The organism is Phreatobacter sp., assembly GCF_027532945.1.
Taxonomy (GTDB): domain Bacteria; phylum Pseudomonadota; class Alphaproteobacteria; order Rhizobiales; family Phreatobacteraceae; genus Phreatobacter.
Window position 1 is genome coordinate 1 of the sequence record NZ_JAPZTZ010000005.1, and the last position, 22680, is coordinate 22680.

29 protein-coding genes, 2 tRNA genes and 1 pseudogene are annotated in these 22680 nt (G+C 67.1%); 9 read left to right on the top strand and 23 right to left on the bottom strand.

All coding sequences use genetic code 11. The annotated features are described in order from the left end of the window. Window positions 1-144 precede the first annotated feature (144 nt). Together O9344_RS04400 and O9344_RS20120 are read right to left on the bottom strand one after the other, a co-directional pair. A pseudogene (locus tag O9344_RS04400) lies at window positions 145-398 on the bottom strand (transposase); the annotation flags it as partial. A 124-nt stretch (window positions 399-522) separates the two neighbouring features. Then, window positions 523-732 (bottom strand): DUF2158 domain-containing protein, encoded by a 210-nt coding sequence (locus O9344_RS20120; RefSeq protein ID WP_363321924.1) that lies wholly within the window; start codon window positions 730-732, stop codon window positions 523-525. A gap of 621 nt (window positions 733-1353) precedes the next feature. Between O9344_RS20120 and O9344_RS04405 the strand changes: the two genes are divergently transcribed. The 4 genes from O9344_RS04405 (at window position 1354) to O9344_RS04420 (ending at window position 2836) form a co-directional block, all read left to right on the top strand. Beyond that, on the top strand, window positions 1354-1563 hold the full coding sequence (locus O9344_RS04405) for a helix-turn-helix transcriptional regulator (protein ID WP_298473294.1): 210 nt from the start codon (window positions 1354-1356) through the stop codon (window positions 1561-1563). 196 nt (window positions 1564-1759) lie between these two features. Then, entirely contained in the window at window positions 1760-2188 is a 429-nt protein-coding gene (locus O9344_RS04410) for a L,D-transpeptidase (protein ID WP_298473297.1), read from the top strand. Window positions 2189-2291: 103 nt separating this feature from the next. Next, window positions 2292-2381, top strand: a tRNA-Ser gene (locus O9344_RS04415). A gap of 89 nt (window positions 2382-2470) precedes the next feature. Next, window positions 2471-2836 (top strand): hypothetical protein, encoded by a 366-nt coding sequence (locus O9344_RS04420; RefSeq protein ID WP_298473300.1) that lies wholly within the window; start codon window positions 2471-2473, stop codon window positions 2834-2836. A 668-nt stretch (window positions 2837-3504) separates the two neighbouring features. Here the strand turns inward: O9344_RS04420 and O9344_RS04425 are convergent. From O9344_RS04425 to O9344_RS04460, 8 genes are all read right to left on the bottom strand, one after another. After that, window positions 3505-3981, bottom strand: coding sequence for a hypothetical protein (locus tag O9344_RS04425; RefSeq protein ID WP_298473302.1), 477 nt, complete (start codon window positions 3979-3981; stop codon window positions 3505-3507). A 527-nt stretch (window positions 3982-4508) separates the two neighbouring features. Continuing rightward, entirely contained in the window at window positions 4509-4763 is a 255-nt protein-coding gene (locus O9344_RS04430; RefSeq protein ID WP_298473304.1) for a transcriptional coactivator p15/PC4 family protein, read from the bottom strand. Further along, window positions 4760-4996: a hypothetical protein gene (locus O9344_RS04435; protein ID WP_298473874.1), complete on the bottom strand. Its 237-nt coding sequence runs from the start codon at window positions 4994-4996 to the stop codon at window positions 4760-4762. Before O9344_RS04435 ends, O9344_RS04430 begins: the two co-directional genes overlap by 4 nt. A 49-nt stretch (window positions 4997-5045) precedes the next feature. Next, a complete protein-coding gene (locus O9344_RS04440) occupies window positions 5046-5249 on the bottom strand; it encodes a hypothetical protein (RefSeq protein WP_298473305.1) in 204 nt (67 codons plus the stop codon). Between the two features lie 83 nt (window positions 5250-5332). Then, window positions 5333-5536: a helix-turn-helix domain-containing protein gene (locus O9344_RS04445; protein ID WP_298473308.1), complete on the bottom strand. Its 204-nt coding sequence runs from the start codon at window positions 5534-5536 to the stop codon at window positions 5333-5335. Between the two features lie 62 nt (window positions 5537-5598). Next, the gene (locus tag O9344_RS04450) at window positions 5599-6318 is read right to left on the bottom strand and encodes a hypothetical protein (RefSeq protein WP_298473310.1); all 720 of its coding nucleotides are present in this window, start codon (window positions 6316-6318) and stop codon (window positions 5599-5601) included. 1 nt (window position 6319) lies between these two features. After that, window positions 6320-7540, bottom strand: a complete 1221-nt coding sequence (locus O9344_RS04455) for a site-specific integrase (protein ID WP_298473312.1) — start codon at window positions 7538-7540, stop codon at window positions 6320-6322. 222 nt (window positions 7541-7762) lie between these two features. After that, window positions 7763-9103: an NAD(P)/FAD-dependent oxidoreductase gene (locus tag O9344_RS04460; protein ID WP_298473314.1), complete on the bottom strand. Its 1341-nt coding sequence runs from the start codon at window positions 9101-9103 to the stop codon at window positions 7763-7765. Between the two features lie 117 nt (window positions 9104-9220). Between O9344_RS04460 and O9344_RS04465 the strand changes: the two genes are divergently transcribed. Together O9344_RS04465 and O9344_RS04470 are read left to right on the top strand one after the other, a co-directional pair. Beyond that, the gene (locus tag O9344_RS04465) at window positions 9221-9835 is read left to right on the top strand and encodes a TetR/AcrR family transcriptional regulator (RefSeq protein ID WP_298473316.1); all 615 of its coding nucleotides are present in this window, start codon (window positions 9221-9223) and stop codon (window positions 9833-9835) included. 84 nt (window positions 9836-9919) lie between these two features. Beyond that, window positions 9920-10531, top strand: coding sequence for a hypothetical protein (locus O9344_RS04470; protein WP_298473319.1), 612 nt, complete (start codon window positions 9920-9922; stop codon window positions 10529-10531). On the opposite strand, the gene O9344_RS04475 is transcribed toward O9344_RS04470, so the two are convergent. Then, window positions 10482-10901, bottom strand: coding sequence for a DUF2177 family protein (locus O9344_RS04475; protein ID WP_298473321.1), 420 nt, complete (start codon window positions 10899-10901; stop codon window positions 10482-10484). The two genes, O9344_RS04470 and O9344_RS04475, sit on opposite strands and share 50 nt — an antisense overlap. Before the next feature lie 170 nt (window positions 10902-11071). On the opposite strand from O9344_RS04475, the gene O9344_RS04480 reads away from it, so the two are divergent. Beyond that, a complete protein-coding gene (locus O9344_RS04480; protein ID WP_298473324.1) occupies window positions 11072-11479 on the top strand; it encodes a DUF393 domain-containing protein in 408 nt (135 codons plus the stop codon). Here O9344_RS04480 and O9344_RS04485 read toward each other — a convergent pair. The 8 genes from O9344_RS04485 to O9344_RS04520 all read right to left on the bottom strand — a co-directional run bounded on the left by O9344_RS04485 (window position 11469) and on the right by O9344_RS04520 (window position 19214). Further along, on the bottom strand, window positions 11469-12059 hold the full coding sequence (locus O9344_RS04485) for a histidine phosphatase family protein (protein WP_298473325.1): 591 nt from the start codon (window positions 12057-12059) through the stop codon (window positions 11469-11471). The two genes, O9344_RS04480 and O9344_RS04485, sit on opposite strands and share 11 nt — an antisense overlap. A 53-nt stretch (window positions 12060-12112) precedes the next feature. Next, window positions 12113-12862, bottom strand: coding sequence for an aspartate/glutamate racemase family protein (locus O9344_RS04490; RefSeq protein WP_298473327.1), 750 nt, complete (start codon window positions 12860-12862; stop codon window positions 12113-12115). A gap of 3 nt (window positions 12863-12865) precedes the next feature. Continuing rightward, the gene (locus O9344_RS04495; protein ID WP_298473329.1) at window positions 12866-13819 is read right to left on the bottom strand and encodes a polysaccharide deacetylase family protein; all 954 of its coding nucleotides are present in this window, start codon (window positions 13817-13819) and stop codon (window positions 12866-12868) included. A gap of 1 nt (window position 13820) precedes the next feature. Continuing rightward, window positions 13821-14621: an ABC transporter permease gene (locus O9344_RS04500; RefSeq protein ID WP_298473332.1), complete on the bottom strand. Its 801-nt coding sequence runs from the start codon at window positions 14619-14621 to the stop codon at window positions 13821-13823. Then, window positions 14618-15478, bottom strand: coding sequence for an ABC transporter permease (locus tag O9344_RS04505; RefSeq protein WP_298473335.1), 861 nt, complete (start codon window positions 15476-15478; stop codon window positions 14618-14620). The genes O9344_RS04500 and O9344_RS04505 overlap by 4 nt, the downstream gene beginning before the upstream one ends. Next, window positions 15475-16560 (bottom strand): ABC transporter ATP-binding protein, encoded by a 1086-nt coding sequence (locus O9344_RS04510; RefSeq protein WP_298473338.1) that lies wholly within the window; start codon window positions 16558-16560, stop codon window positions 15475-15477. The genes O9344_RS04505 and O9344_RS04510 overlap by 4 nt, the downstream gene beginning before the upstream one ends. A 37-nt stretch (window positions 16561-16597) precedes the next feature. Beyond that, window positions 16598-17653, bottom strand: coding sequence for an ABC transporter substrate-binding protein (locus O9344_RS04515; RefSeq protein ID WP_298473340.1), 1056 nt, complete (start codon window positions 17651-17653; stop codon window positions 16598-16600). Window positions 17654-17807: 154 nt separating this feature from the next. Then, window positions 17808-19214: an amidase gene (locus O9344_RS04520; protein ID WP_298473342.1), complete on the bottom strand. Its 1407-nt coding sequence runs from the start codon at window positions 19212-19214 to the stop codon at window positions 17808-17810. A 151-nt stretch (window positions 19215-19365) separates the two neighbouring features. On the opposite strand from O9344_RS04520, the gene O9344_RS04525 reads away from it, so the two are divergent. Continuing rightward, a complete protein-coding gene (locus tag O9344_RS04525; protein WP_298473344.1) occupies window positions 19366-19818 on the top strand; it encodes a DUF3429 domain-containing protein in 453 nt (150 codons plus the stop codon). Between the two features lie 22 nt (window positions 19819-19840). Here O9344_RS04525 and O9344_RS04530 read toward each other — a convergent pair whose 3' ends face one another. The 4 genes from O9344_RS04530 to O9344_RS04545 all read right to left on the bottom strand — a co-directional run bounded on the left by O9344_RS04530 (window position 19841) and on the right by O9344_RS04545 (window position 21150). Further along, window positions 19841-20155, bottom strand: a complete 315-nt coding sequence (locus O9344_RS04530; RefSeq protein ID WP_298473346.1) for a hypothetical protein — start codon at window positions 20153-20155, stop codon at window positions 19841-19843. 5 nt (window positions 20156-20160) lie between these two features. Further along, window positions 20161-20700: a GNAT family N-acetyltransferase gene (locus O9344_RS04535; protein WP_298473349.1), complete on the bottom strand. Its 540-nt coding sequence runs from the start codon at window positions 20698-20700 to the stop codon at window positions 20161-20163. A 136-nt stretch (window positions 20701-20836) separates the two neighbouring features. Next, window positions 20837-21034 carry a hypothetical protein gene (locus O9344_RS04540; RefSeq protein WP_108178845.1) on the bottom strand — a complete coding sequence of 66 codons (198 nt, stop codon included), beginning with the start codon at window positions 21032-21034 and terminating at the stop codon, window positions 20837-20839. 41 nt (window positions 21035-21075) lie between these two features. Then, window positions 21076-21150 (bottom strand) — tRNA-Gly (locus tag O9344_RS04545). A 192-nt stretch (window positions 21151-21342) separates the two neighbouring features. Here O9344_RS04545 and O9344_RS04550 point away from each other — a divergent pair. Continuing rightward, on the top strand, window positions 21343-22674 hold the full coding sequence (locus O9344_RS04550) for a cytosine deaminase (protein ID WP_298473877.1): 1332 nt from the start codon (window positions 21343-21345) through the stop codon (window positions 22672-22674). Window positions 22675-22680 lie beyond the last annotated feature (6 nt).

Consider the following 22680-nt stretch of genomic DNA (forward strand, 5'->3'; position numbering starts at 1 on the left):
TCAATCACCGCCGCCTGATGCGCCCCATCGGCGATATCCCGCCCGCCGAAGCCGAGGAGCGCTACTATGCCATGCTGGACCAGGCAGCCATGGCCGCATAACTTAACCCAAAAGGCCTCCGGCGAACCGGGGGCGGTTCACTTTTGCCAAAACGTCCTGGAGCATGGCCTTGTCGAGCGACAGGTCCGCGACGATCCTCTTCAGTCTGGCGTTCTCTTCCACGACCTGCCGCAGCCGCCTCATCTCCGACGGCATCAACCCGGCATACTTCTTCCGCCAATTGTAGAAGGTAGCGTCCGAGATCCCCTCCTTCGGTAGACTTCCGCGATCGGCGCACCGTCCTCCGTATGCTTCAGCACGAAGGCGATCTGCGCCTCCGTGAACTTCGACGTCATCATGGAACTCTCCCCGTCCCCGATCGGGGGCATCAAAAGTGAAAAATTCCAATTCAGACTGGCCTAACAGGCTGGAAGCACGTCACAAACTCAAATCTTCCGGCATTCTCCAGTCGACGGTTGGCGGCTATCGAAACCGGATCGCATTTGTTCTAACACCCTTGCCCGTCGAAGGCTCCAACACCCCGACCGCGAACGATCTGCTCGAAGGCGGCTTTCCCGGGGTCGGAAACCATAGGCATTGGACTGTGCCGTCTTCGTCAACCCGCTCCACCGTCATCGTCGGGCCTCCTGATCTCAGGCGAACCAGATCGCCAACCTGAAAGGGCATCGACATCAGGTTGACTGCTGCCAATATCTAGCTCCTCCGCCCTCGGATCTCGAAGGTTCCGCGGCCAACATAAGCGCCCGCTTCAAGACGGTTGCGTCATGGACCAGCCGAGAGGTTCTCTTGCGGAGCGCCGCGAACTTGCGACGCCATTCGATCATCTGGTCACCAGCTGAGGCCTCATCGTCAAACACCCAAACTAGAAGGAATTCCGCCGCAACCACATCGTCCTCCAGCCAGAGTGTGAAGCGATACTCTTCGCGAAATGAAGCTTGCAAAATCTGACAATTCACCCCGCGCTCGAAGGCCCACGTACCAAGTTCATCAAACATGAACAGCGAGCATACGGAAGAGCCAAAAACCCGAGCTCGGACCCGCAGCCCCAGGTCGTGGTTTCCTTCGGACAACGAAAGCCGAAACCTCAGGCCCGGGAATCTCGAAGGTGAAACGACAAACCGCATCTTGGCAAATCCCCGGCGACGACAACTGCATCAGCAATGAGCCGCCTGCCAAACAACCCTCCAGCGGGTTCGTCCCAACGGATTCAACGGAAAGCAGGCCAAATGCCGCGAAGCATTTTGTGGACGATAGTCCGTGGCGTGCATGCCGACAATCCCATTCCGTCGACGCATGGACATCCGGAAAGTGGTTGCGCGCAATCTCAGGCGAGCTCGCCGAGCCGTTGGCCTGTCGCAAGAAGCGTTGGCCGAGAAAGCAAGCGTCGATCGATCCTACGTCTCACGGGTAGAAACAGGCAAAGTGTCTGTCGGGGTCGATACACTCGCGGAACTCGCGCGGGCCGTAGGCGTCGCACCGAGTGAATTGCTGAGGGACGGCTAGGAGCTCCCGAGCTTCGTCTGCGTGCCGCCTATCCAGCTTATTTAGCCTGGCCTTGACGCCCCCAGCTGGACGAGAACTACGTCATCAACATTGGTCTGGAATCACACAAAGCCCCGGCTGAGCAACCCCGACCAGCTCCGCCGGGGCTTTGTGTTTCGGCTGGTGCCCTCAAAGGGAACACTTTCGTCCGCTCCTAATGGCGATCTTCTTCCGCGGCGGCTACGCCATCCACGGCACCAACATGGTCGGCCGCCTTGGCCAGGTGGATAGCCACGGCTGCATCCGCCTCGCGCCCGGCAATGCCCGCACCCTCTTCGAGATGGTCGCCCGGCAGCGCGGCTCCACCCGCATCGTCATCGAGGGGGCCTCGCCCCGCCAGGCGCCGCCGGCCGCTGTCGCGAGCCGCGCCACCCGCAGCGCCGCCGCCGCGCCCCGCACGGCACAGATGCGCCTTGCCCAGCCGGCGAGCCGCCAGGTGGCGGTGCGAACCGCGGTGCCGCGGACCGTCCAGGGCGGCGCCATCCCCAGTGCCCAGCGTGTCGCCGCCCGCCCGGCGTCCCGCGTCATGGCACCGGCCGGCGCCTCTGATAGCCGCTACTTCACCGAGTGGTTCCTGCGCCGCTGAGCCGCTCCACCGCGGTTCGATCCGGACTGTCCGGCGGCTGCCGGACCGCGGGGTGTCATGCGCTTGCAATTCGGCGGCAGCGCCTTTATGCAGCGCCCTTCGTGGACAGGTGGCCGAGTGGTTGAAGGCGCACGCCTGGAAAGTGTGTATACGGGCAACCGTATCGCGGGTTCGAATCCCGCCCTGTCCGCCACTCAATAGCATCTAAGTCTCTGACGTAGCGACATTTCCCAAAAGTCGCCATCGGCCGAACCCAACATCGGCCCCAACTCAGAGGCTCACATGACCGCTATCAGCCGTCGTTTGACCATCGCCGCCCTTGCGTCGAGTGTCGCCGCTCCCGCCACCATCGCCGCTCCCTTGGACCCGGCCTTAGACCTTGTTCTGCGCTACCGGGCAGGAATGGCCGCATTCAATCAGACGCCGGAAACCTCCGACCACGAGGAGGAAGCACGCATCGTTGCCGCCACCTATGGCGGGCCATGGGATGAGATTGTGACGGACTTCCCGGTCCCCCTGTCGCACGAGGGTGCGCTTGCGACGGCGCGGCTTCTGGTCGAGGAGCAATCAACCTGCCTCGCTTGCTACGGCCAGCGAAACATGACGCTTGCGCTCCTCCGCTACCTTGAAGGCGAAGGCGGGCGCTAGGTCGCGTGCTGTGAGGCTGGTCTTCTCCGACCGCCCGTCGTTCCGAGACCTGGGGTGGTTCGGCTGGCTCCTCGCTGCCGTTGTGCTCGCCATTCTGGGGGCGATGGTCTGGGGTCTTGTGGCACTAGTTGGCTGAGGGGCGCACCCCTCAGCCTGCACCCCGTCAATGCACTGAAATCCTTCGTATAAGCTCTTTTATGGGGGAGGGAGGCGGTCGCCTAAGCTGCCCTAGTTTAGATGCGCTCCCGATAGGGCAGTGTCTGCATTTGCCTGCATTTTTCAGGAGCCGACCGTTTATCGCGCGCGCCTACTGGTCGCAGGGACCTTGGCAGCGTCACGAAATTGCAGCCGGACCATCGAGACAGTCGCTCCTTTTCCGGCTTCCGAAAAATGGGAGGGGCCGCCCGCCATTTGGGGCTTCTGTTGGACCATCGGCGGGTCGGGGAGAGGGTGCCGCAGCCCTGCGGGAGCGCCGTAATTAGATAAATGTAGCTGTGCGCGCCCTCTTTTTGGGGGATGACATAAATCCCACTATTCTGCTGAGATAACAGCGCTTTAACGGACTGACTGCGCTGCCCGCTATGGAGGTTTAGTGTCCTCGATACCGGACTGTCGTGTCCCTCAATCTGGACTGTGCAGTCCGGCCAGAGGGACACAACCCAGCCTCATCACAGGCACGTACCAATTCCGTTTCGCACCTTGTCCGCCCATTCGGGTCCAAGGATTTGCTTGGCGTCGATGGCATTTTCCGCCCCCGGCTCGCCAACCCTGAACATGGTGATGGCCAGGTTCTGATTGTGCCCGCCGGTGACGATGGTGGGACCCGGCACATAGGTAGACGTGCCACTATAGAAGCCGGAACCGCGACCATAGGTAAGCGTGCCGCTGTGCTGGACGTGGCCCGGCATCTGATGAACCTGCACGTTGCTGCCAGCCTGCCCGCCGTTGATGACGTATCGGTCATAGCCTGCCCGCAGGGTTTCCACCGCGACGGTAGCAACCGCGACGCGGGCCGCACCGTCCGGCCCACAGGCAGGCGCGGCGCGAGCCTGAACAACCATCGTATTCCCGGATGTCCGGATTGCTTCGGCGCGTGCGCACGCACCCACAGCGAGCCCCGCCGCAATGACCACAATCGCCCTCATGACAGCCCCCTTTAGACGGCCGCCTGATATGGACGGCTCTTGTCGACACGGCAGCCTATCGGCCTCCCGGCGCTGAACGCAATAGTGGCTCCCATGTCTCGAATTCACGCGATGGTGGTTCGTTGCTTGCGGGGTCCCTGAACATAGTCAGCCGGTAGGTTGTGGGCAGCGGTTTTGCGAAGCGGCTGCGCTCCACGGGCATTATCCAGCCCCTGTCCTCTAACTGCCAAAAAACCGTCGCCGCGGTCGTCTTGCTGCTATCGAGAATGTCAGCGAGGTCTCTAACGGAAAGCTGTACAAGGGGGTTCCTGTCCGGATGGTACCGGCCAAGCACCTCCACAAGACCAACCTTCGCGATGGGCGAAAGGGTCCGCCACGCTGGCTTTGCCAGCCATTTGCGATAGATCCGAACGTGAGCCTCATCCCGAAGCTTGGTCGCTCTGGCCATGAATTTCCGCCCTTTGTTTATTGAGGGCGCCGCCGTGGGTTTGGGAGAGTCACACACGGCGACGGGGCGTTTTGGCTACCTACCCAGCGGGCGGCAGGAGATTGCGGCTCTCAGCCTCTGCCAGAGCCTTGGCGAAGGCATCAGCCAGGGTGCGGACGTGCTCCACGCTCAACGTGATGCCAGCCTTTCCCGGCTTGTAATCGCCATCGGTCGGGTACCACTCCCGCAGTTCGATGGTGGTCCGGCCGTTGAAGGCGTTGAGCCTCACGCGGATGCGGTCACGGCTGTTGCGGGGCCATTCCGCGATGAGGAGCGGCAAGGTCAGGTCGCTCATGCCGCCACCTCATGAAGTACCCGAACAGGGGTCCGCAGCACGTAACGCCCGTGGTGGCCCGCAAAGGGTCCCAAGTGGGCTTGGTGGATCGTCTCGATTGCCAGCCCGGCTTGCCGCAGCTTGAACACATACGCGGACCATCGGGGCGCGGGCCGCTCTAGGGGCGTGATGCCCTTGTCCCCCGCTTCGATGAGGCGGGCCAAGGCCCAGGCCTCGCGGCCATCGAAAACCATGCGCTGCCAGTCGTCGCCAGCCTTCACCTCGATGACGATGCGGGTCACGTCACTCATGGGCCAGCCCTCCGAAGCCGGAGAGTTCCGCGACGACGGCAGCCATGGGCTCTGTCAGCCCGTAACGCCGCGTAAGAACGCGGACACTGAGGGGCGGCAGAGGTGCGGCCGAGGCCGCCCAGTCGAACAGCGGCAGCCCACAAAAGGGCAAGCCGGTATCGGTGGCGCGAGACGCGCTCATTTGATAGGACTGCATGTGTTGGGTTTCCTTAGAATGGTTTTCCGACGCAGCCCGGCCGATGTTCCACCATCGAGCCGGGCATTCTTTTTGCGGGAGCATTACGCGGCCTTGGTCGGCGCGATGGTCGGCAGCCTGTCGAGCCATGCCAACAGGTCGTCGCGGCGGATAAGGGTCCGGCGACCGAGCTTCCGGGCTTTCAGGCTTCCGGACGCGATAGCAGCGTAAAGTGTGGTCCGGCCACAGCCCGCCAGTCGGGCCGCCTCGTGGGGAGACAACGCGACCGTAGTGTTTTGTTCGTCCATTCTTGCGCTCCGTGCATCACGATCCGCTCAGGACCGTGCGTTAACGGGCGCACTCTGGTGGCTCAGGACTGCGATTCGGAGGGCAAGTATTCCAGCAAATTCTTGCACCCCTTCTGCGCATGCTCGATGGCGGCTGCAAGGTCTGCCGGAAGCGAGACGTGTGAGTCCCGCCATAGGTCCCGCGCCATCCGCTTAACGCGCTCGTTTGAGTTCTCATCGAGACCTGGAGCACCAGCCTCGCGGGCGGTGTCCACGAGGGCGTCAAGCCCACGGAAACTGCCGCGCTCTCGTCTGATATCGAAGGCCTTTATTGCTAAACTAAGTTCCCAACGGTCCCGCGTTAGTTCTCGGCGGTCGCGGTCCGTTCGGGGCGTTTCAAGCATCATGATACGAAAGTGTTTAGGCGGGTTCCCTCGGCCGATCGGGTTCCGCAACAATTCGATACGGTAGTCAATGTAAGCCTTGCGAATTTCACCGATCCACCAAAGCCGCCGCCAAGCATAATCGCTCTCGTACTCGCCTATGGCAGCTAGGACATTTGCAGGGTTCGTGTGGTGCGGCATTGCAAGGCGCAGACCCCGTATATGCCCCTGATAGAGCGAATGCTCGTTCATCATGTTTAGGGCTTGGGAGACCGCGAAATCGCGGATTTTGGCAGCCGCGCCACGCCCCTTTAGCTGGTCATACGCTGAGATACCGGCTTGGGCAGCCCAGCGCGCCCAAGCCTCTAGGTCGCCTTTAGGGTCAATACCAACGTCGGGGACCAGCTTAGCCTTGCGCATGTCAGTGAGGCGTGACTCGAAGTGACACCACGTTCCCCTGCGGCGGTTTCTCGATGAAGGCAGCCCACGCATCCATGAGCGCTCGCCGCTTCTGGAAAAGGTCGCCGCGCCGATAGGCGGCTTCCACCTGATTGGCGACGACGTGAGCCAACGCGGCTTCTGAGACCTCATTGGGGAAAGGTGTCGTCTCGCTTGCCCAGTCCTTGAAGCTGCTACGGAAGCCGTGAACCGTTGCCGGGATTTCCAGCCGCCGCAGCACCATCGCAAGGCTCATCTGGCTCATTGGGCCGTGCTGCTTGCGGCGATTGACGCCCCAAAACACGAAGTCGCATTTCCGCGCTTCGGAGAGGGTCTGGATAATTTCGACGGCGCGCGGCGACAGCGGGACGCGGTGCGGCTTGCGGGCCTTCATGCGTTCGGCCGGGACGTTCCACACCTTCTCAGCAAGGTCGAATTCCTCCCAGCGCGCGCCGATGGTTTCCCCCGTGCGGGCAGCCGTCAGAATGGTGAATTCCAGCGCCAAGGCAGAGTGGCTGCCATTCTCTCGCAGCTTCTCGATGAGGCCCGGAACCTCGCTGTAGGGGAGGGCCTTGTGGTGGCCGCGCGACAGCTTGCGAGGCGATGGCAGAAGCTGGTCGAGATTATTCCGCCACGTGGCCGGGTTCTCAGCCTTACGCCAGCCGCGAACCTTGGCCAGTCCCATCACACGCTCAATGCGCCCCCGCAGCCGGGAGGCGGTTTCCGGCTTCTTCTGCCACATGGGCTTGAGGATGCCGAGAACGTCAGCCGTGGTGATATCGGACACGGGCTTTGACCGGATCGGCTTGCAGTAATCCGCAAGCGTCATCCGCCATTGAGCGCGGTGCTTGGGATTGCGCCAGCTACCATCGAAGGACGCCAACAACTCGTCCGCTGCCTGAGCGAAGGTGACGGGCTTCACAGCTTCCGCCTCAGCCTTGCGCCGCTCTGCAATCGGGTCCTTGCCCATGGCGACCAGCCGCCGGGCTTCCTCCGCCATGTCACGCGCGTCGGAGAGGCCAACGGGCGGGCAGGCACCAAGGCCCAGGTCCCGAACCTTTGTCCCCCAACGATAGCGATAGATCCACCTGCGGCGGCTCTTGGCATCAATCGCGAGATAGAGCCCGCCCCCATCGGCATGGCGTCCCGGCTCTTTCAGCGCAGTGACGGCGCGGGCGCTTAGGCGGTGCTTCTCTCGTGACATGGCCAAGGCTCCAACCCAACCTGGGCCCCAACAATAATTCCGACTGTAACGAACATCAATGGACAAGGACGGGCAAACATGCTCCCATTATCCCGCTATTTCAGAGGTCTAGGATTGCCTGTTGGGTCGGTCGCGAACATCGGCGGAAATAAATATGAATCTCGCCCTGTCCGCCATCCCCAGATCTCCGCCATTCGGACAACCGCCACGCGGCGCTGGCGGTCAGGCTGTGGCGCGAACCGCCGCGGCCGCGCGTTCGGCCGATTGAAGCGCGCCCTCCATGAACGAGCGCCACTCCGTCGCCGTTTCGGTTCCGGCGAAATGGATGCGGCCGATCGGCGCAAAAAGGTCCGGGGCCGCCGCCCATCCGCCGGGGCTCCGACGGCTGGCATAGCCGCCCAGCGACCAGGGCTCCGCGCTCCAGTCCGTGGAGCGCCCGGCGATCGGCTCCGGAACGGTCTTGTTGGTCACGGAGCGCAGCCAGTCCATGACGCGTGTCACCCGGTCGGCCTCAACGGTCGTTCGACCGAGCTCCTGCCCGCTGGCCGCTGTCGAGAACAGCACGAGCACGCCGGTGGCTGCGTGGGGCGAGGACGCGTCGAGGGCGGCGTTGCACAGACCGCCGGGAGCGAGCAGCGACCCCGAGAGCCCCTGGTCACGCCACCACGGCGTCTCGAAGACCAGCACTGTCTTGATCACTGAACCTGACCGGTAGCTCGCAATTACCGACCGGCGATGGTCCGGCAGCAGGGGAAGAAGACCCATGGCACCATAGAGCTGCGGCGGCGCCGCGACTATCAGATGGCGCGCCCGGTAAGCCGCCGTCTCCGTCTCGACAATGACGAGGTCCGCGTCCTGTTGCACGCGCCGGACCGGCGCGTTGAGAACCACCGACGATCCAAGCCGGGCCGCCAGATGATCCGCGAGGGGACCAGTCCCTTGCGCAAGGAACCATCCAGCTGAATCCGCCTCCGCCGCGCGCCCGCCGAGGGAGGCGAGCTGCTCCAGAAGCTCGCGCGCCGAGACGGCGTCGGCAGGCGCGCAGAACTCGGCTTCGATGTAGCCCGTCATGAAACGGCGCGCCTCGTCCGTGAAGGCGATCTGGTGCAGGTATCGCGCCGCCGTCACGTCATCGAGGGCCGCCGCGCCGGTGCGACGCAAGTACCGCAGATGGCGGCCGATCCGCCAGTCGATCTGCATCGCGTCGAGTTTGCCCAGGGTCGACGGCGGCGGCCCGTCGTCATTGGCAAGGACGGGCTTCGCATGGTGCGAAGCCAGATAGATGCTCTTGCCGATGCGGCTCCGCTGAATGCGTGTCAGGCCGACTTCCGCGACGAGAGAGGACATCCGTGTGTGGGCATCGCCGATGAACTGCGCCCCGAGATCGATGACCTGACCCCGGCCCTGGGCGTGGTCTGGCGCAAGGCCCTCGGACAGAACGCGGCCGCCGACGCGCGAACGGGCCTCAAGCAAGCGCACCGAGGCGCCGCTCTCCTTCAGCCGCCAGGCTGCCGACAGACCCGCCAGGCCCGCGCCAATCACGATGACGTCCACGCTCGACATATTTGCTCCTCACAGGTCCCGCCAGATGGTCCGAAGCGACGGACGAGAGGCCCGCCTGTCACTTGACAGGTAAGCGGTGATCTGCACCTGTCAAGTGACAGGCAGGGGTGATGGTTGATGACGAACCGAGACGAGGACGCGACCGGAACGCTGGTTGCGGCAAAGCCGACGGCGCAGCGTGCCCTGGAGGCCCTCAAGAGCCTGGCGCAGGAGAAGGGGCTCGATGATGTTTCGATGCGCGATGTCGCGAGGCGCCTCGGACTGTCCCTCGCGGCGCTCCAGTATCACTATCCCAACAAGGCCGCGCTACTGGAGGCCTTCGTGCGTCAGACGGTCGCCTCATATCGCGAGCGGATCGAAACCGTCCTCGCCGTGAGCGCCGAGGGCGAGCACTTCGCCAGCCTTGTCCGGTTCGCAGCGATGGAAACGGTACACTGGGATAACCACGGCGTGATGGCGATGATCGAGGGCCGCGCCAGCCACGATGACGCGGCGAGAAACGCCATTCTGCTGTTCTTTCGATCCTATCTCGACATCATGCGCGACGCCTTGATGGCCGACTCTCCCGGCCTGCCACCTGCCAAGGCACTCCTCACGGCAACCCTTGTCATCTCGATGCTGGAAGGGCTGCCAACGCTGATCGAGCCGGCAGGCGATCTGGGCATCGATCGCGACGCGCTGGTCGATGCGATTATTCGCGCCGCGAAGATGCTGTCCGCCGGCATGATGTAGCGTCGGAACAGCGCGAATCCCATCCCGAGAGATCTCCCGGCGCTTTTCGCGCGTAGACAATGCGGTTGGTCCGGGAGTGACGCCATGCTGGCCGCGACGATGGATGCATTCCGCCGCCTCTGGGCCTATTTCGACGCGCCGACGCCGCGCGGTTCCATTGCCGCCTCGGTGTCCTTCATCATCGTGTCGAACCAGCCCTTCTATCCGCTCTATCTCTACCTGCTGCTCGGCGGCCGGGCCTGGCCGTCGCTGCTCTCCTGGCTCTCGGGCCCCATCTTCGCCGCCGTGCCCTATCTCCTCCGCCAGGGCGAGGCGCGGGGCGCCGCCGCGCTCATGGTCGCCGGCATCGGCAACACCGCGCTCTGCACCGCTGCGCTGGGGCCTGCCTCCGGCGTCGAGCTTTTCTACTTGCCCTGCCTCGTCCTGCCGCTGCTGACCCTGGCGGGGCGCGAGCGCCTCATCGGTCTGGTCGCAACCATCGCGGCCATTGCCGTGCTGATGGCGCTGGTGCGGCTCGTCGGCTTCGAGGGCCTCGTTGCCATCACTGCCGAGGAGACGGCGACGCTTCAGCGCATCAACGCCTTCAGCGTCACCGGCCTGATGTGCGTCATGGCCTTCCTGGCGCGTCGTCTGCGCGAGCCGGCCGTCAGCCCGGCGCCCGTGCCGACACGCGCCGCGCCACCAGCAGTCCGATAACGGCGGAGGCGGCGGTTAGAACCGTGCCCCAAGCGGTGTCGGTAATGACGAGGCTCCAGCTCCACAGCCGCATCGTCGCGTGGTTGGTCAGCTCATAGGTCATGTAGGCGAAGAAGCCGAAGGCCGCGCCGTTGCCGGCGGCAGTCGCCAGCGATCCGTCGGCCAGCGCCGGGCGGATGGCGAAATGCACGATTCCAGCCGGGAAGAGCAGGTAGAAGAGCGCCGCGGGGAGGAGGCGGGCATCCTGCAGCAGCACGTCGCCGAGCACGGCCCGGAACATCGGCACGCCGAAGGTCATGAGATAGGGCACGTCGATGACGATGAAGGCGACGAGGGTGACGAGATAGGCGACGATGAGACGTTGGATCATGGGATGGGGTCCGGGTCTGGCCTTCCGGCCGTTGGGCGTGTGGATCGGATACGGCCCGCCGGCGGCGATGGACCATGACAGGAGCAGGGCGCGGCCGGCTGCCGCAGGAAACAGAACTGCCGGCGTCCGCCAAGCGTAGCTTAACGCAGGACACCCCGGAGAGGTTCGCGATGCCGGACGACATCAAGCCAGCCACCCCCGGGCCGACCGTCTTCTACGACGGCTCCTGCCCGCTCTGCCGCGCCGAGATCGACCTCTACCGCCGTCAGGACGGAGACGGGCGCCTCTGCTTCGTCGATGTCGCGGCGCCGGATGCGCCGCTTGATCCGCGGCTGACGCCCGAGGCCGCCATGGCGCGGTTCCATGTGCGCGAGGCCGACGGCACGCTGCGCTCCGGTGCGGACGCTTTCGTGACGCTCTGGGGCGCGGTGCCGGCCTGGCGCTGGGCTGCGCGCCTCGGCCGCCTGCCGGGCGTGACGCCGGTCCTCGAGCTCGCTTATCGCGCCTTCCTGCCCGTCAGGCCCTTCCTCTCCCGCGCCGTCGCGCGCTGGCAGCGCCGCCGCGGCGTCAGGGCCTGATCCGGCCCGCCACCGCGAAGCCCTCGCCGCGCCGCTCCAGCACGATGCCCTCGCCGGAGGCGGGGAAGATGCCCGTGAGCGCGGTGATGTTCACCTGATGGGTGACGACCACCAGAGCGCCGTGGCCGGTCCAGGCCTTGAGGATCGCCCGGCCCTCGGTGGTCTGGGCCTCTCCACGACCGCGGTCCGAGAAGAAGGAATTGAAGGCCGACGCGTCCGTCGCCCGGCCGGGGAAGGCGAGCGCCGCTGTTTCCCGGGTGCGGCACCATTGCGAGGTGAGAACAGCGCCGATGGCGATGGCCCGCGTGGCGAAGGCGCGACCGATGCGGCCGGCCTGCTCGCGTCCCGCCGCGTCGAGATTGCGCTGGCTGGCGCAGTCGCCGAGCCGCATCCCCGGCGGATCGCCGCCGCCCGGCGCATTGGCATGGCGGAAGAGCACCACGCCGCCCGCGGCGAGCACCTCCCAGGCGCGCGCCTCGTCGGCCATGGCCGGGACAGCGGGGGACGCGAGGGTCGCGGCGATCAGCACCGCCATCATGAAGCCGGCACATGTCCTGCGGTCGATCCGTCGCGTGGCCATCGGCTGCTCCTTTGCGAGGAGCTACGGCGCCGCGCGGCAGGCGGATCGCCGGTTCACCCGTCGCGCCGCTCGAAGCGCGCGCGCAGCGGCTCGGGGATGCCGGTGCAGGTCTTGGCGGCGGGCCGGCGGAAGGTGCCCTCGGTCGCCTTGGCGGGCCGGAGCGCCACCAGCGCCTCCGCCTGCTTCACCGCCGCCTGGATGCCATCGACCAGGGGCACCGGCACGCGGTCCCGTACGCTCTGGGCCAGGCCGGAGAGTGGCGCGCCGGCGAGGATGACGACATCGGCGCCGGCCTCCGCCACCACGCGATTGGCGAGCGCCACCAGCGCCTCCTCCTTCTCCTCCTGCACGTCGGCAATGGAAGCGAAGGCGCCCTGCAGCGCAAAGATGCCGGCGCAGCGGCCGCGTAAGCCATTCCAGTCGAGGCACTCATTGTACCAGGGGACGAGCCCGCCGGAGAAGGTGACGATGGCGAAGGAGCGGCCGAGCATGCAGGCGGTGAGCATCGCCGCCTCGGCCATGCCGACCACGGGAATGTCGAAGAGCTCGCGCGCCCCGCCGAGGCCCGGATCGCCGAAGGCGGCGATGATCGCCGCGTCCACCTCGCCGTGGCGCTCCGCCAGCATCTCCAGCGCAACGGCCGAGCCGATCACCGCATCGGCGCGGGTGGCGATGTAGGGCACGCCGCGCGGCGCGGTCATGGGGAGGAGTTCGGTGGCCGGGGCCTTCACCGCGGTCGCGGCCGCCATCAGGCGCGCGGTCACGGCCTCTGTGGTGTTGGGATTGGCGACGAGCAGGCGCATGGGTCAGGCCCCGAAGGCGGAGAGGGTGGGGCGGGGCTGCCAGGCATCGAGGCCGAGCCCGGCGCGCCAGTGATGGGCGATGGCGTCGCGCCGGGCGAACCAGACGCCGGGTGTCGCCGCCATATGGTCGAGCAGGCGTTCCAGCCCGCCGATGCGGCCGGGACGGCCGATGATGCGCAGGTGCAGGCCGATGGAGAGCATCCGCGGCTCGTCCGCCCACTCCGCCATGAGCCGGTCGAAGGCGCCGATGCAGTAGCGGGCGAAGTCGTCGGCCTGGATAAAGCCGCCGCCCGGCTGGAAGCGCATGTCGTTGGTGTCGAAGGCATAGGGCAGGATGACGAGGTCGCGGTCGCCGTCGCGGTGCATGAACGGCATGTCGTCGTTGTAGGCGTTGGAATCGTAGAGGAAGCCGCCCTGCTCCACGAGCAGCCGCCGCGTGTTCACCGAGGTTGCCGAGCGCGTGTGCCAGCCGACCGGCGGCGTGCCGGCGGCTGCCGCGATCGCGGCGACGCTCTTGCCGATCGCCGCGCGTTCCGTCGCCTCCGGCATGTTGACATGCTTCTCCCAGCGCCAGCCGTGGCAGGAGACCTCATGGCCGTCGGCAACGGCTTCCTCGGCAAGCCAGGGCGAGAGGGCGATGGCGCGGCCGCAGGCGTTCAGCGTTGTGGCGATGCCGCGCTCGGCGAGGGCCTTGCGGATACGCGGCCAGCCGCGACGGGTGCCATACTCGTAATGGCTCTCCATGCAGAGGTCGCGCGAGCCCTCGATGCGCTCCACCGCCTCGTAGATGAACTCGTTGGCCTCGTCCCCGGCGCCGAGCGACAGCTCCGCGCCCTCCTCGATATTGACCACGATGGAGACGGCGAGGCGCGCATCGTTCGGCCAGCGGATGGCGGGCGGCGATGCGCCATAGCCGCGGAAGTCGCGGTCGGTGACGGGCGGGGCGGCAAGGGGCATGTCAGAAATCCGCGAGGCGCCTCAGACCCACCAGCCTGTCGCCGATGATGAGCGCGATCACCGCCAGCAGGATGAGCCCCGTGGAGATCGCGGCGATGACCGGATCAGGGCGCTCCTCAACGAACTGTAGCATCTGGATCGGCAACGTCTTGGTCCAGGCGTCGGTGAAGAAGATGGAGATCGGATAATTGTCCATTGAGGCGAGGAAGGCGAACATGGCCGAAGTCAGGAAGGCCGGCGCCAGGGCCGGCACCATGACCTTGCGCAGGGCCTTGCCATAGGAGCAGCCGAGCGTCCGCGCCGCGTCGATCAGCGTGAAGTCGAAGAGGCTCAGGGCGGCGAGGACCGTGCGCACCACATAGGGCATGGTGATGACGACATGGGCGACGAGCAGGCTCGGCCAGGCCTCGCGCAGCCCCACCGCCTTGAAGCCCTGCAGCATGGCGATGCCGACAACGAGGCCGGGCAGCATCAGCGGCGAGACAAGGAAGGTCGCGATGGAATCGCGACCGGGGAAGCGCCCGCGCACCAGCGCGATGGCGCAGAGCGTGCCCAGCACCAGCGAGATGGCCGTCGAGAGCGCGGCGATCTGCAGCGATGTGGCGAGCGAGGGCCAGAGGCCGCGCGTGTTCGGCAACTGGTTGTACCAGCGCATCGACCAGGCCGGCGGCGGCAGAGTGAAGACCGCCGAGGAGCCGAAGGAGACGGCGACCGTCACCACCAGCGGCGTCATCAGGAAGATGATGGCGAAGATGGCGAAGACCCAGACGAGGGCCGAGGCGACCCGTTCGGTGGCGGTCATTGCGTGCCTCCGAGGCGCTTGGCGAGCCAGGACGAGGCGACGACGATGGAGACGGCGAGCACCAGCAGCACCACCGCCGTGGTCGAGCCCAGCGCCTCGTTGCGCATCAGGAGGAAGGATCGGCCGGTCAGGGTCGCGAGCATCTGGAAGCGGTCGCCGATGAGCAGGCTCGGGATGACGAACATCGACACCGACATGGAGAAGACGAAGGCGATGCCGGAGACGAGGCCCGGCAGGGTCAGCGGCAGGAAGATGCGGCGGAAGCGGTAGAGCGGGCTCGCGCCAAGCGTTGCGCCGGCTTCCGACAGCCGCGGGTCGATGAGCTTCACCACCGAATAGATCGGCAGGATCATGAAGGGCAGGAAGACATTGGCCGCGCCGAGCACGAGGCCGGTTTCGGTGAAGAGCAGCCGTTGCGGCTCGCTCCAGATGCCCGTGCCGACGAGGAACTGCGAGACGACGCCGTCGCGGCGCAGCACGATCTGCCAGGCGAAGGCCTTCACCACCACGCCGATGGAGAGCGGCAGGATGATCGCCACCAGCAGCGCCACCTGCATCAGCCCCTTCGCCCGGGCCATGGCGATGGCGACGGGGAAGCCGATGACGAGGCAGACCAGCGTCGTCAGCAGGCCGATGCGCAGCGTGTTCCAGATCACCCGCCAGGAATAGGGATCGGAGAAGAACTGCACGAAGAGCGAAAGGGTGAAGCCCTCCGGCCCGGTGACGCTGCGCGCCAGCAGGAAGACCAGCGGCAGGGCATAGACGATGGCGAGGTAGCCGACCGCCGGCACTGCCAGCCAGGCGACGCGGTCCTTCTGCCCGCCCGTCGGCGCGAGGCTCGCCGCGGCCGCGCTCATGGCGCCGGCGCCGGATAGAGCAACGTGTCGGCGACGCGCCAGGACAGCGCCATCTCCGCGCCGGGAACGGCGCCGCCGGGAATGCCGGCGACGCTCTCGATTTGGATCGGCCGATCCTCCGGCGCCTCGAAATGCGCCTGGATGCGCGAGCCCTGGAACACGACGTCGGAGAGTGTGGCGCGGATGGTGTTCTCCCCCGCCGTCTCGCCAAAGGCCATGAGCTCCGGCCGGACCGCCGCCAGCACCGGGCTCCCGGCGACGAAGCGGCCGGGCGCGCGGATGCGGCCATGGGTGGTGTCGATGAGAACCTCGCCCTCACCAGAGGCCTCCACCACCGTTCCGGTTAGCCGCGTCGACAGACCGACGAATTCAAGGGCGAAGGGCGTCGCGGGGCGTTTGTAGATGGTGGCGGGGTCGGCGAGCTGTTCGATTCGTCCGCGGTTCATCACCGCGATCCTGTCGGACATCATCAGCGCTTCGTCCTGGTCGTGGGTGACGAAGATCGCCGTGGTGCCGACCTCGCGCAGCAGCCGCTTCAGCTCGATCTGCATGGTCTCGCGCAGCTTGCGGTCGAGCGCCGAGAAGGGCTCGTCGAGCAGCATGAGCTTCGGCTTCACGGCGAGTGCCCGGGCCACCGCCACGCGCTGCTGCTGGCCGCCGGACAGCGCCCGCACCGAGCGGTCGGCGAGCGCGCTCATATGGATGAGGTCGAGGAAGCGCGTCACCGTCGCGCGGATCTCATCCTTCGGCGCGCCCCGCGCCTCCAGCCCGAAGGCGACATTCTCGGCAACGGTGAGATGCGGAAACAGCGCATAGCTCTGGAACACCACGCCGACATCGCGGTGGTGCGGCGGCTTGGCGGAGATGTCGACGCCGTCGAGGACGACGGCGCCGCTGTCGGATGAGAGCAGCCCTGCCACGATGCGCAGCAGCGTGGTCTTGCCGCAGCCGGAGGGGCCGAGCAGCGACACGAACTCGCCGCGCGCGACGGCAAGGTCGACGCCGTCGAGCACGGTCGTGGCGCCGAAGGCCTTGGCGGCCTTGCGCACGTCGAGGAAGGCAGGGGATGCGGTCTCGGTCATGGCTGCGGCCGGGGGCGGCAGGCCGCCCCCGTCATGCTCACATCGACATCTCGCGATCCCAGCGCCGGACCCAGTCGTTGCGGTTGTCGGCGACGAAGCCCCAGTCGATCGTGTGGATGGCGACGCCCGTGGGCATGCCGGGCGGCGGCGGCACGTCGACATTGGTCGGCAGGGCGAAGGTCGGCGGGGCGATCTTGGCCTGGATCTCGGCGCCGAGCAGTTCGTTCACATAGGCGAAGGCGAGGTCCTGGTTCGGGCCACCCTTCACCACGGCGATGCCGGACGGGACGGGGAAGATGCCTTCCTTCGGCGCGGCGAGGCCGATGGGCGCGCCGTCGAGGCGGCGCTGCAGGGCGAAGGAGGAGAGCGCACCGACGATCATATGCGCCTCGCCCTGTTCCAGCAGGCTGAAGGCCTGCGGCATCTGGTTATAGACGGTGAGCAGGTTGGGCTTGAGCGAGACGAGCTTCTTGAAGCCGGATTCCGTGTCGCGGGCGGCCTCGGCCATCGGCTTGCCGGTGGCCAGGTGCGAGGCCATGAACAGGTTGGGCAGGCCTTCCGTGTTCTGCAGCGAGGGGATGATGATGCGGCCCTTGAACTTCGGGTCGTAGGCGTCGTTCCAGGATGCCGGCGGCTCCTTCAGGACATTGGTGTTGTAGGCGATGCCCTGCCAGGGCTGCAGGTAGTTCGCCCACTGGCCGTCCATGTGGATCGTGCCGGGCTTCAGCTTGGCGACATTGGGCGCCTTGGCAGCGGTGATCGGCTCAAGCAGCTGCTCGCGCACCGCGAGGATCATCACCGGATCGTCCATCTGCACGACGGAGAGATAGGGCCGGTCCTTGTTCTTCTGCATCTTCTCGAGGTTCACCAGCGAGCGGGTGCCCTCGAAGGTCAGCTTGGCGTTGTACTTGCGCTCGAAGAGCGGAGCGACATGGGCATCGACCCAGGGCTTATGGCTCGCCGCGCCGCCCACCACGAGCTCCCGCGTCTGCGCCCGCAGCACCGACGGGGCCGAGAGCGTGCCGAGAGCGCCGGCGCCGAGGCCGGCGAGCAGGATGCGGCGGTCGATGCCGTCCTTGATGATGCGGGTCATGCGGAGGTCCTCGCGTTGGGCCGGGAAGCGAGCCCGGGTCTCATCGCGAAGTCAGCAAGACCCATGCCGCCGCGTCGTCACGCCGCAGCCGCCGGGTCGATCCCGGGTTTGCCTAAAATAAGGGCATCAGCGTCGTTTTGTATGCAGCAACGCTCTAGCCGGGTTCGGCCAGAATGGTCTCGATCCAGGTGGCCAGCGCCAGCAGCCGCCGGTCCTGACCGCGCGGCATGACGATCTGCAGGCCGAGCGGTAGGCCGGCCGGATCGAGACCGCAGGGGACGGAGATGGCGGGCTGGCGCGCATGGTTGAACAGCGGCGTGAACACCGCATGGCCGCGCGGGCCGACAGGCACCCCGGCGATGGCCTCGGGGCCGAGCTTCTCCACCGGCCAGGCTGCGCAGGGCGTGGTGGGCCCGATCGCCGCATCGATGCTGTCGGTGAAGAAGCGCGCCGCGGAGGCCGCCACCTGCTCCGACAGGAGCAGCGCCTTGGCGACGTCGGTTGCCGAGAGGGCGAGGCCGGCCTCGATCTGCGCGCCGAGATCGGGGTCGATCAGCTCCGGATGCGCCTTCCAGGCGGCGCCGTGCAGGGCCGCGAGCCCGGCCTGCTGGATGGCGCCAAGCCCGCTCTCGGCCGCGCCCGGCGGCCAGGTGGGGTCGCGGTCGACCACCGTCAGCCCGGCCTTGCGCAGGCGCTGGACGACCTCTTCCATGCGATGGGCGACGGCGGGCTCCACCGGCACGTCGAGGCCCCAGCGCGGCGAGAAGGCGATGGTGAGCCGCGTCGGCGCGTCCTCCCTGACGTCCACCGGCACGGCATGCGGATCCAGCGGATCGGGGCCGGCCAGCACGGCGAAGGCGAGCGCCGCGTCGGACACGGTGCGGGCAATGGGGCAGTGGCAGGAAATGCCGAAGAACGGTTCCTCGAAGCCAGGACCATAGGGAATCGCGCCGAAGGAGGGCTTGAAGCCAACGAGCCCGGTATGGGCCGGCGGCCGCCGCGAGGAGCCGCCGGCATCGGTGCCGAGCGCCAGGGGCACCATGCCGCTCGCCACCGCCGCCACCGGGCCGCCGGAGGAGCCGCCGGGCGTCAGAGCGGGGTTCCAGGGATTGCGCGTGGCGCCGTGGAGCGGCGTCGTGGTCTGGCCCTTGGCGGCGAATTCCGAGGTCGCGGCGATGCCGACGACCACCGCGCCCGCCTGTTCGAGCCGCCGCACCGCCACCGCGTCCTCGGGCGCCACGAAGTCGCGGAAGAGCTTCGACCCCTGGGTGATGGTGCGTCCCTTCACCCAGATATTGTCCTTGATCGCCACCGGCACGCCCGCCAGCGGCATGATCTCGCCATCGGCGATGCGGCGGTCCACCGCCGCGGCGCGGGCGAGCGCATCCGCCGGGTCGACGCTGGTCATGGCGTTGAGCTTCGGATTGAGCGTGGCGATGGCGTCGAGCGCCTTCTCTGTCTCGGCCTTGGCCGAGGAGCGGCCGCCCCGCACCGCGGCGGCGAGGGTCGACAGATCTGGCCAGTGATCGAGGTTTCCGATCAGGGGACGGGCTGCGCGCATGGGAGGCCTCAGCTGGTGGGACGACGAACATAGCAAGAGCCGCGCCGAAGCGGCCGCGCCATCTCGCCGCTCTGTGGGTGAGCCGATGCCCGCGAGGACGCGTATAGTCGTCGCCGGATTCGCGCGGGACCCGCGCCAGGGGGGGTGACTGATGGAACGACCGGACACCATGCCGCCGGTGACGCTGTGGCTCGGGCTCGCGGGCCTCATCCCCTTCGTCGTGCTGGCTGGCGCGCTTGTCGCCGGCCTGACGCTGCCGGTCTTCGGTGGCCCCGGCGCCATCCGCCAGGCGCTGGTTCTCTATGCCCTCGCCATCCTGTCCTTCCTCGGCGGCATTCGCTGGGGCATCGCCATGAACTATGCCGACCAGCCGATCGCCCTGCGCGATTTCGTGCTCTCGGTCGTCCCGCCGCTCGTCGGTTGGGCAGCGCTCATCTTTGCGCCCGGCGCGGCGCTCTGGCTACTGACGGTCGCCTTCGTGCTGCTCGGCCTCTATGACTATGGCCTCGCCTGCCGCACCGTGGCGCCGGAATGGTACGGCCGCCTCAGGCTCGGCCTCTCGGCCGCGGTCTCCGCGACGCTGGCGATCGCCGCGCTCGCCTGAGGTCAGGCGGCGGGCGGCTCGTTCACACGTCCCCGGCGCTTGCCGGCCCCGCCTTGTTCATCCGTCGCGCCCGGTACCTGACATAGAGGGCGCCAGCGCCCATCCCGATGAACAGGGCGGCGATATGGCCAAACTGGTAGGCGATCGGCCAACCGCCGCAGGTGACCCGCTCTCCCTGCCGTTCAGCGCGCCAGCGGCTGTCACGCGAGCAGTGTTGTGAACTTGCCTCCTGCGGCACCGCCACCAGCAGGAACAGCCCCCAGCCGAGGATCTGCAGGAGAACGATGCCGCCCGCGATCAGCTTCTGGTGGGGTGGCAGTCGCTCGAAGGCGGACATGAGGCTCAGCCCTGCTGCGCCCCGACCTGGTCGCCGTCGCCGAGGCTCCGCTGCATCAGCACGCTGTCGATCCAGCGCCCGTGCTTCCAGCCGATGGATGGCAGCACGCCGGCCACGGTGAAGCCGCAGGCGCGGTGCAGCGCGATGGAGCCGTGATTGCCGAGATTGCCGATGACGGCGACCATCTGGCGATAGCCGAGCGCCGCGCACTCCTCGACGAGGCGGTTCACCAGCGCCTTGCCGACGCCCTTGCCCTGCGCCGCCGGCGAGACATAGACCGAGTTCTCGACGGTGAAGCGATAGCCCGGCCGCGTGCGATAGGCGCTGGCATAGGCATAGGCCACGACCGCGCCGTCGATCGTCGCGACGAGGTAGGGGTAGCCGCCAGCGAGGATCGCCGCCTGGCGCTTCGCCATCTCCGCCTCGTCCGGCGGGTCATATTCGAAGGAGGCGACACCCTCCGCGACATTGGGCGCATAGATCGCGGTGATGGCAGGGATGTCGCCGGCGGTTGCCGGGCGGAGAATGACGGAGGATGTGGACACGGCGGGCCTGTGATCGAAGCGATGGGGCCAATGTCCCATCATGGGTGACAGTCGCGCAAGCGACGTCGCACCCCATAAACCCTTGGTCCAGATGAAGGATGTCGCGAAAGAGGGCGGAACGTTTCCGCCCGGGGGCTCAGCTCACGCGCACGAAGCGGCGGATGCGCGAGCGGGGCTTGGCGATGCGGCGCGTCACGGTGACGCCGCGGGTGGAGACCTCGATGCGGCGCTCGCCCTGGGGGACGAAGAAGCGCGCGGTCTCGGAGGCGCCATCGACACGGACGAAGTCGGCATCCACGGCGCGCATGATCGATTTCACCGAACCGAAGGTCATGCGACACTCCTCGCCACAAACGACGCTGTCTTGCAGAAAAATGGAGCGGGAGAAGGGATTCGAACCCTCGACCCCAACCTTGGCAAGGTTGTGCTCTACCCCTGAGCTACTCCCGCATCCGGGTACCCGCCAGCGCCTGGGCGCCGGGGGAGGGCCGCTCTATGCCAAACCGCGCCGATGATTGCAATGGCCTTTGCCGACTTTTTTGATCGGCGCCCGGGACACCCGGCGCCATCGCCGCTTTGACGGGGGCGGGCCGTCTCGGTAATCCCGTGGCGGGCCCGCGGATCGGGCCGCAGGAGGTCATGATGGGGTCCGGCTTTCTCGCGCTGCCCGAGGCGCGGCGGTTCAGGCTGCAGGGGGCGACGCTGCCCGCCGCGCTCGTCGAGGGGCCGGCGACGCTTGAGGCCCGCGACGACCTCGTCCGTGCGGACGTTCTGGTGGTCGACGGTGTCGTCGCCGCCATCGACGCGGCGGGAACGGTCGCCACCGAGCCGGGCGTGATCCGCGTGGTGCTCGACGGCGCCATGGTCTTTCCCTGCTTCGTCGATGCCCACACCCATCTCGACAAGGGCCATATCTGGCCGCGTGCCGCGAACCCCGACGGCACCTTCCCCGGTGCGCTGGCGGCGGTCGGCGCCGATCGTGCCGCCCACTGGACGGCCGAGGACGTGCGCGCCCGCATGAGCTTCGCGCTGAAGGCCGCCTTCGCCCACGGCACGGCGGCGATCCGCACCCATATCGATTCCATTCCCGCCCAGATCGACATTTCCTGGCCGGTCCTTGCCGAGCTGCGTGAGGAATGGCGCGGCCGCATCGACCTGCAGGCCTCCTCGCTCTGCGGCATCGATGTCGCGGTGGAGGCGGGCTATCTCGACCAGATGGTCGCGGCGCTGAAGCGTCACGGCGGCGGCCTCGGCTGCGTCACCTATATGTCGCCGAACCTGATCCCCGGACTTGAAGCCATCTTCGCGGCGGCACGCATGGCCGGCCTGCCGCTCGACTTCCACGTCGATGAAACCATGGACCCCGGCGCCCATTCGCTCCGCCTCATTGCGGAGGCCGCCATCCGCCACCGCTGGAGCGACCAGGGCCTTGGCCGCATCGTGGTGGGCCATTGCTGCTCGCTGTCGACGCAAGAGGACGGCGAGATCCGCCGCACGCTCGACCTGGTGACCGAGGCGGGCCTCGCGGTCGTGTCGCTGCCCATGTGCAACATGTACCTGCAGGACCGCACCGCCGGCCGCACGCCGCGCCGCCGCGGCGTCACCCTGCTGCACGAGATGCGGGCGCTGGGCATCCCCGTCATGGTGGCGAGCGACAACACCCGCGACCCCTTCTATGCCTATGGCGACCTCGACATGCTGGAGACCTATCGCGAGGCGACGCGCATCCTGCATTTCGACCATCCCGTCGGCGACTGGCCGCGCGCCGCCACCGCGGCCCCGGCCGAGGTCTGCGGCTTCGCCAGCCGCGGCCGCATCGGCCCTGGCCGGCCGGCTGATCTCGTCGTGTTCCGCGGCCGCAGCTGGACGGAGCTCCTGTCGCGGCCGCAATCGGATCGTACGGTGATCCGAAACGGCCGCGCCATCGATACGACATTGCCCGACTATCGCGACCTCGACAGGCTCTGGAGCTGATCCCCC